Genomic DNA, 6,307 nt, shown 5'->3' with positions numbered 1-6,307 from the left:
TCGGCCTTGTCGTCGGACAGGGCGGTGACCTGATACTCCAGGCCGCGCAGGGTCAGACGCAGGTCGGCGATTTCCTGGTCGCTGGCGATGGTCAGGGCCGTTGCGCGCTGGAGGTAGTCGTCGATCCAGGTCAGTGCCGTGGCGGTGTCGCGGCCGTGTAGGGCGATGAAGAGCGGTTCGAGACGGGCCGCGGCACCCACGGGGCGGAGCTTGTCGAGCTGTGGGGCGAGGGTGTCCCATTCTTCGAGCAACAGGAGGTTGCGGACGATCTCCAGACGGCGGCGAATCTGGGCCTGGTCGATGGCCGGTGTGCCGTGGCCATGCTTGCACAGGAGGGCATCGAAGGCGGTCAGGTAGTCGGCGGCGATCCCGGTATCACCGTCGTCACCGGCGGCAATGACGGTGATGCTTTCGTCGTTATCCTGTGCCCGCTTGGTCCAGTTGTAGGACCCGATGATGACGATCGCGCGGTCGATGACGCAGAACTTGTGGTGCATGATCGGGTCGCGGTCGCCGCCCGCGGCGATCAGGGAAACCTCGCCGCCGCAGTCCTGCAAACGCTGGAAGTTGAGCCTTCCCGGCCCGACGTTGATCCGATCGCCGAGGACTGCGAGGCGCACCCGCAGACCCCGCCCGGCCTGTCGGCACAGCACGTCGAACAGGTCGCGATCGGTGAACCAGGCGACTGCCACGACGATTTCCTGCGTCGCCGCGTTCAACCGCTTGGCGATCTCTTGGGGGATGTTCTCGAAATGGGCGGTCGTTTCCATGTGCTGTCCGTTGGCTGCCTGACGAGTGGGGAGGCAAACCCCGCGGGGGCCTTGCATCGTCGCTGCCTGTCCGCGCCGTTGGGCATCGTACCGAAGCCCAAGGGCCAAGCCAACGTTCTGCAACTGGTTGCCATCGGCTGAAACCTGACCGTCCCAGGTCCACCGAGCCCGCCCTGTGCGGGCTCTTGTGGGCCGGTGCGGATGCACGGGCGCAAAAACCCCACTGGAGCGGGGATGGCGAGGGTGTCAGGTGTTTTTCTTGCGGGAGGGGCACACGGCCTTTTCGGGTTCTGCGTGGTACTTGTCATACCATAACACCCGGAGAACGCGACCATCCTTGATCCCGTAGACACGAATTGTTCCTGTAAGCCTCAAGGAAAAAACAGCATCTACATCGTCCAGATTTAGTTCGGAAAGTCGTTCCTGGGCACGCTTAGACAATGCATCGAGCGATAGCGAGTGATGGTTAGTGCCCGAACTCTTGCCGCCCACGGCGCCCCGCAACTCGCCCCATGTCATACTTTCCAGGTCGCGGAGGCGTCTGACAATTTGCTGAGTCCAGTCGTCTGGGGAGAGCGTCTCCCATCCCCATGAGTCGTGGGACCAGTCGGCGCGCCCCATCTGCCAGCAGATCGTTTGCTTGTCGAAGTTTTCCGGGCTCCCCCCGGCGCGAATCGATCTACCGCCCGGATTTGCCCCAACCTTCGGCTGCTTCTGAGCCATCAAAGGCTGCCGTAGTATTCTGCCAGCACGTCCTTTCCGATGATGCGCGATCCGCGCTCACCGTCCGGGATTCCCTCCCGGGCAACGCGCCATGGCTGCTCCAGATGGGTGAGGTCACTCAGCCATTGAGGGTTCTTGTCTCCGTAGAAGCCTAGAACCATGTCGACGGTGGATCGCTCGCTGTCCGTCAGGGCGTCAGGACTTCCAGGAAAAAACCCCGAGCAAACAGAAAATTTACCGCGGTGACGATCATACAAGGCGCGCACGACGGGGCCGTTGGCCCAAGCCTCGATCTCGTCTCCAAACAATGGCCTCTCGTCCCAGACCAAAGACCACGCTTGAGAGTAGTACACCAACTTTTGCAGCTTCATAGCGGACATCGGGCCGCGCGCGCGCAGGATGTATTCCGCCAGATCGTAGACAGTTGCCATCGCGTGCCCTCCCGTAACAGGCCGTTGGTATGTTCTTGTAATTTAGGATAGGCCATCCCGCGCTACCATGCAGCGCTTTTGCACCCCGCCGGCCGCAACCCTGCTTCCCGGTGCGATTCAGATGTACCGTACCAAACCCGCCGTGCGCGGGCTTTTTGATGGGTTGGCTCTCGCACGCGCGGGGCAACCTCCTGGATCAAGCGCCGGTAGGTCCTGGCGATTCCGTCACAGTGACGACAATGCAGCCTGCCCGGATTCCCGACCACGGCGAAGGGTGCCGTTTGAGAAGCGACCCTTTGAGCTTGGGGGCATCGGCGGCCCGCGGTCCCTGCACCTGGACCCCATCGGCACCCAGAGCACGGCGCGGCTGGCGCGGACCTGCCGGGCAGTTCAGGGCCTACCGAGCGACCCGCGAAAGATCGCCGTCCGTCGGGCGGAAATCGGCCCCGAGGGACCCCTAGCGCGGGCGGGTTTGTGGGTAGAACCGTGGGTAGAAAGCGACTTGTTCAGAAAAACAGATTCAATGTCAGTCGGTTACAAACGTGTTTGGCGGAGAGGGTGGGATTCGAACCCACGGTACGCTCACGCGTACACCTGATTTCGAGTCAGGCCCGATCGGCCTCTCTGGCACCTCTCCGGGACTCGCCGCCAAGGCGGCAGCGAGCGGCGTAGTTTAGGTCCGGAGCCGGCCTTTGTCCATGCCCGGACCAGGACGCGCCCAACTCAGCCCGGGTCGTCCGGCGCCTGCTTCGCCTGCCCGGACAAACTGGGCCAGGCGGCGCGCAGATACATGACCATCGACCAGAGGGTGAGCACCGCCGCCAGGTACAGGAGCACCAGGCCGAGTCCGTAGACCCAGGGACCCAGGGCCGAGTCGTGCAGCAGCATCAGGATGATGGAGACCATCTGGGCGGTGGTCTTGAACTTGCCGATCTGCGACACCGCCACCTCGGCGCGGGCGCCGATCTCGGCCATCCATTCGCGCAGTGCCGAGACGGTGATCTCGCGCCCGATGATGACGATGGAGGGCAGGGCCACGAGGGTCCGGTGGTCCGCCTGTACCATCAGGACCAGCGCCGCGGCGACCATCAGCTTGTCGGCGACCGGGTCGAGGAAGGCCCCCAGCGGCGAGGTCTGGTCCCAGCGCCGGGCCAGGTGGCCGTCGAGCCAGTCGGTGGCCGCGGCCAGACCGAAGATGGCGGCGGAGGCATAGGGCGCCCAGGGCGCCTCTACATAGAAGACGCCGACGAACACCGGGATCAGGCCGATCCGGAGCATCGTCAGAAGGTTGGGTGTATTCCACATAGCTTCGGGCGGCGGTTCAGGGGGCGGGCGCATCTGGGTGAAAAGAGTCGTGGACGCGCTGCGCCAGGTCGCGACTGATACCCGCAACCCGGGCGATGTCCTCCACCCCGGCGCTGGTCAGTCCGCGCATACCCCCGAAGGCCTGGAGGAGTTGCTGCCGCCGCTTGGGACCGATCCCGCCGATCTCCTCCAGGACCGAGGCGGTGCGCGCCTTGGCCCGGCGGCTGCGGTGGCCGGTGATGGCGAAGCGGTGGGCCTCGTCGCGGATCTGCGCGATCAGGTGCAAGGCCGGCGAGTCGGCGGGCAGTATAACGGGCGTCCCCTGCCCCAACAACCAAAGCTGTTCGGTGCCGGGGCGCCGGTCCGGACCCTTGGCGACCCCGACCAGGGTCAGGGTGCCGAGTCCCAACTCCTGGAGCGCCCCCGCCACGGCGCCGAGTTGGCCCCGGCCGCCGTCGATGAAGACCAGGTCCGGCACCGGATACTCGCCCTGCTGCACCCGGGTATAGCGCCGGGTCAGGGCCTGGTGCATGGCGGCATAGTCGTCGCCCGGGGTGATGCCCTCGATATTGAAGCGCCGATAGTCGGACTTGCGCGGGCCGGCGTCGTCGAATACCACGCAGGAGGCGACGGTGCGCTCGCCCATGGTGTGACTGATGTCGAAGCACTCCATGCGGGTGGGCAGGTCCGGCAGGGCCAGGGCCTCCTGCAGCGCGGTGAGGCGCAGGCTGTAACCCGCCTGACTGCCGAGCCGTGATCTCAGCGCCACCGCGGCGTTGCCGCGCGCCATCTCCAGCCAGCGGGCGCGCTCGGCGCGCACCCGGGAGCGGATCTGCACGCGGTGCCCGGCGTGCTCCGCCAGGGCGGCCTCCAGCAGGTCCAGGTCGTCGGGTTCGGCCGAGCAGATCAGTTCGCCCGGCACCTCCTTGTCCGCATAGAACTGGGTGAGGAACCCGGCCAGCAGCGCGCCCTCCTGGGTGTCCGCCGGGGCCAGCGGAAAGAAGGCTTTATTTCCCAGGTTGCGGCCGCCGCGGATGAAGAAGACCTGGACACAGCACTGGCCGCCCTCCAGGGCACAACCGATGATGTCCAGATCGCCGCCCTCCCCGCTCACATACTGACGCTCCTGGATCCGGCGCAGGGTCGCGACCTGGTCGCGCAGCACGGCGGCGCGCTCGAACTCCAGGGCGGCGGCGGCCCGCTCCATGGCGACGCCCAGCTCGGTGATCACCTCGTCCGTGCGGCCCTCCAGGAACTTGGTGGTGTGGGCCACGTCCTGCGCATAGACCGCCTCGCTCACCAGCCCGACACAGGGTCCGGTGCAGCGCTTGATCTGGTACTGAAGACAGGCACGCGAGCGGGTGCGATAGAAGCTGTCCTCGCATTGGCGCACCGGGAAGAGCCGTTGCAGCAGTTGCAGCGTCTCGCGCACCGCCCAGGCGCTGGGATAGGGCCCGAAGAAGCGCCCGGGCCCCTTGCGTGGACCACGGTAGAAGGCCAGCCGCGGGAAGGCATCCTGCGTGCTCAGGCGGATGAAGGGATAGCTCTTGTCGTCGCGCAGCAGGACGTTGAAGCGCGGCTTCAGTGACTTGATGAGGTTGCTCTCCAGGAGCAGGGCCTCGCCCTCGCCGCGGGTCACCGTCACCTCGATGTCCGCCACCTGGCCCACCATCACCAGCAGGCGTTGGTTCAGTGCGCGGCTGAAGTAGCTCGCCACCCGACGCTTGAGGTTCTTCGCCTTACCGACATAGAGCACCGTCCCCTGCGCGTCCAACAGGCGGTAGACCCCAGGCCCCTCGGGCAGTTGCGCGAGGCGTTCGCGGGGGTCGCAGCCCGGTGTCGGCGCGCCCTCAGCGACTCCCGGGGTCTTCATGGATCAGGCCGTGGCGCATGGCCAGGCGGGTCAGATCGACGTCGGTGTGTACGCCGAGCTTCTCGTAGATCCGCTGCCGATAGGTGCTGACCGTCTTGGGGCTCAGGGAGAGGGTGGTGGAGATGTCCGGGGTGCGCTGACCGTCCAGAATCATCACCGCCACCTGCAGCTCACGCGCCGACAATTCCTTGAAGGGACTGCCCGCCCCGCCCTCCCAGTCGGCCAGCATCCGCGCCTGGGCGACCGACGAATCCACATAGGGCCGACCGCTCGCCACCGCCCGCACCGCCCGCACCAGTTCCTCGGCGGGACAGCCCTTGGTCAGGTAGCCCATGGCCCCCGCCTCGCGCAGCTGGCCCGGAAAGGGATCATCGCCGAGCACGGTGAGCGCGATGATCCGACAGTTGGGGACCAGGCGCAGCAGCCGGCGGGTCGCCTCGATACCGCCCATCCCCCCCGGCATTTGCAGGTCCATGAGACAGATGTCCGGCTCCAGGCGCTTGGCCACCCGCAGCGCCTCCTCGCCGCTGGGCGCCTCACCGACCACCTCGATCTGGTCCTGCTGGGCCAGGATGAGCCGCAGCCCGGCCCGGAACAGGGCGTGGTCGTCGACGATGATGACCTTGATCATGTTTGATTTTCCACTCCGCGGCAGGCGCCCTCGGGGGGCGCCCAGGGGTTGCTGAAACCGGGTCCGGGTCCGCGCCGACCGACAGACCGACACCCGAACTGCTCGCCACGGGCAAGGCCCAAGACGCTGCGCGAGCCCCGCGCCTTGGCACTGCCGGTCACTGATCAGCACCTGGTGCGCACACGCGGGTAACGGTTGAGCAGGTCGGCGGGGATCAGTCATTCCCGATAAGGTTTATCTTCCTCGACAAACTCGAAGTCGGCGATGTCCGGTGCCGAACCTCGCTACCGGTTAGGTGGTGATCAGGGCCCGGGGCGGTGCCGGCCGTCCCCGTGGACCTGGCTGCTTTTCGCTGCGGCAAGGCGTCGCGGCTCGCCCGGTCGAGCGCGCCCGACGCCAGTCCTGGACTCACGTCGACAGGCTGGAATTTGACCAGCATAGCCGCACTTTTCGCCTGCCCCCCGGCCCTGCGCTCGCTCTGCGGCGGATCGCGCAGTCTAGCATTTCTGTCTGTTACGACGGCAACAGTCCGCCCCCGGGGAGGTCGATCAGAACCGTTGTCGTTGTCGTTGTC

General features: G+C 66.4%; 6 protein-coding genes and 1 tRNA gene. All 7 read right to left on the bottom strand.

Annotation, left to right across the window (positions count from 1 at the left end; genetic code table 11):
• Window positions 1–770 (bottom strand): phospholipase D-like domain-containing protein (locus QZY48_RS27810; RefSeq protein ID WP_295436880.1); only part of this gene is annotated, 770 nt, incomplete at its 3' end.
• Between the two features lie 246 nt (window positions 771–1,016).
• Window positions 1,017–1,493 (bottom strand): hypothetical protein, encoded by a 477-nt coding sequence (locus QZY48_RS27805; protein ID WP_295436878.1) that lies wholly within the window; start codon window positions 1,491–1,493, stop codon window positions 1,017–1,019.
• Window positions 1,493–1,924 (bottom strand): type II toxin-antitoxin system antitoxin SocA domain-containing protein, encoded by a 432-nt coding sequence (locus QZY48_RS27800; RefSeq protein ID WP_295436877.1) that lies wholly within the window; start codon window positions 1,922–1,924, stop codon window positions 1,493–1,495. Before QZY48_RS27800 ends, QZY48_RS27805 begins: the two co-directional genes overlap by 1 nt.
• Before the next feature lie 547 nt (window positions 1,925–2,471).
• Window positions 2,472–2,561, bottom strand: a tRNA-Ser gene (locus QZY48_RS27795).
• Window positions 2,562–2,647: 86 nt separating this feature from the next.
• On the bottom strand, window positions 2,648–3,229 hold the full coding sequence (gene pgsA / locus QZY48_RS27790) for a CDP-diacylglycerol--glycerol-3-phosphate 3-phosphatidyltransferase (protein ID WP_295436876.1): 582 nt from the start codon (window positions 3,227–3,229) through the stop codon (window positions 2,648–2,650).
• A gap of 16 nt (window positions 3,230–3,245) precedes the next feature.
• Window positions 3,246–5,102, bottom strand: a complete 1,857-nt coding sequence (gene uvrC, locus QZY48_RS27785) for an excinuclease ABC subunit UvrC (RefSeq protein WP_295436875.1) — start codon at window positions 5,100–5,102, stop codon at window positions 3,246–3,248.
• On the bottom strand, window positions 5,080–5,733 hold the full coding sequence (locus tag QZY48_RS27780; RefSeq protein ID WP_295436874.1) for a response regulator: 654 nt from the start codon (window positions 5,731–5,733) through the stop codon (window positions 5,080–5,082). The genes uvrC and QZY48_RS27780 overlap by 23 nt, the downstream gene beginning before the upstream one ends.
• Between the last annotated feature and the right edge of the window lie 574 nt (window positions 5,734–6,307).

This window comes from uncultured Thiodictyon sp., from assembly GCF_903828115.1.
Lineage (GTDB): Bacteria > Pseudomonadota > Gammaproteobacteria > Chromatiales > Chromatiaceae > Thiodictyon.
The sequence above is the reverse complement of the archived record's forward strand: the minus strand, read 5'-3'. Positions and strand labels throughout refer to the sequence as shown.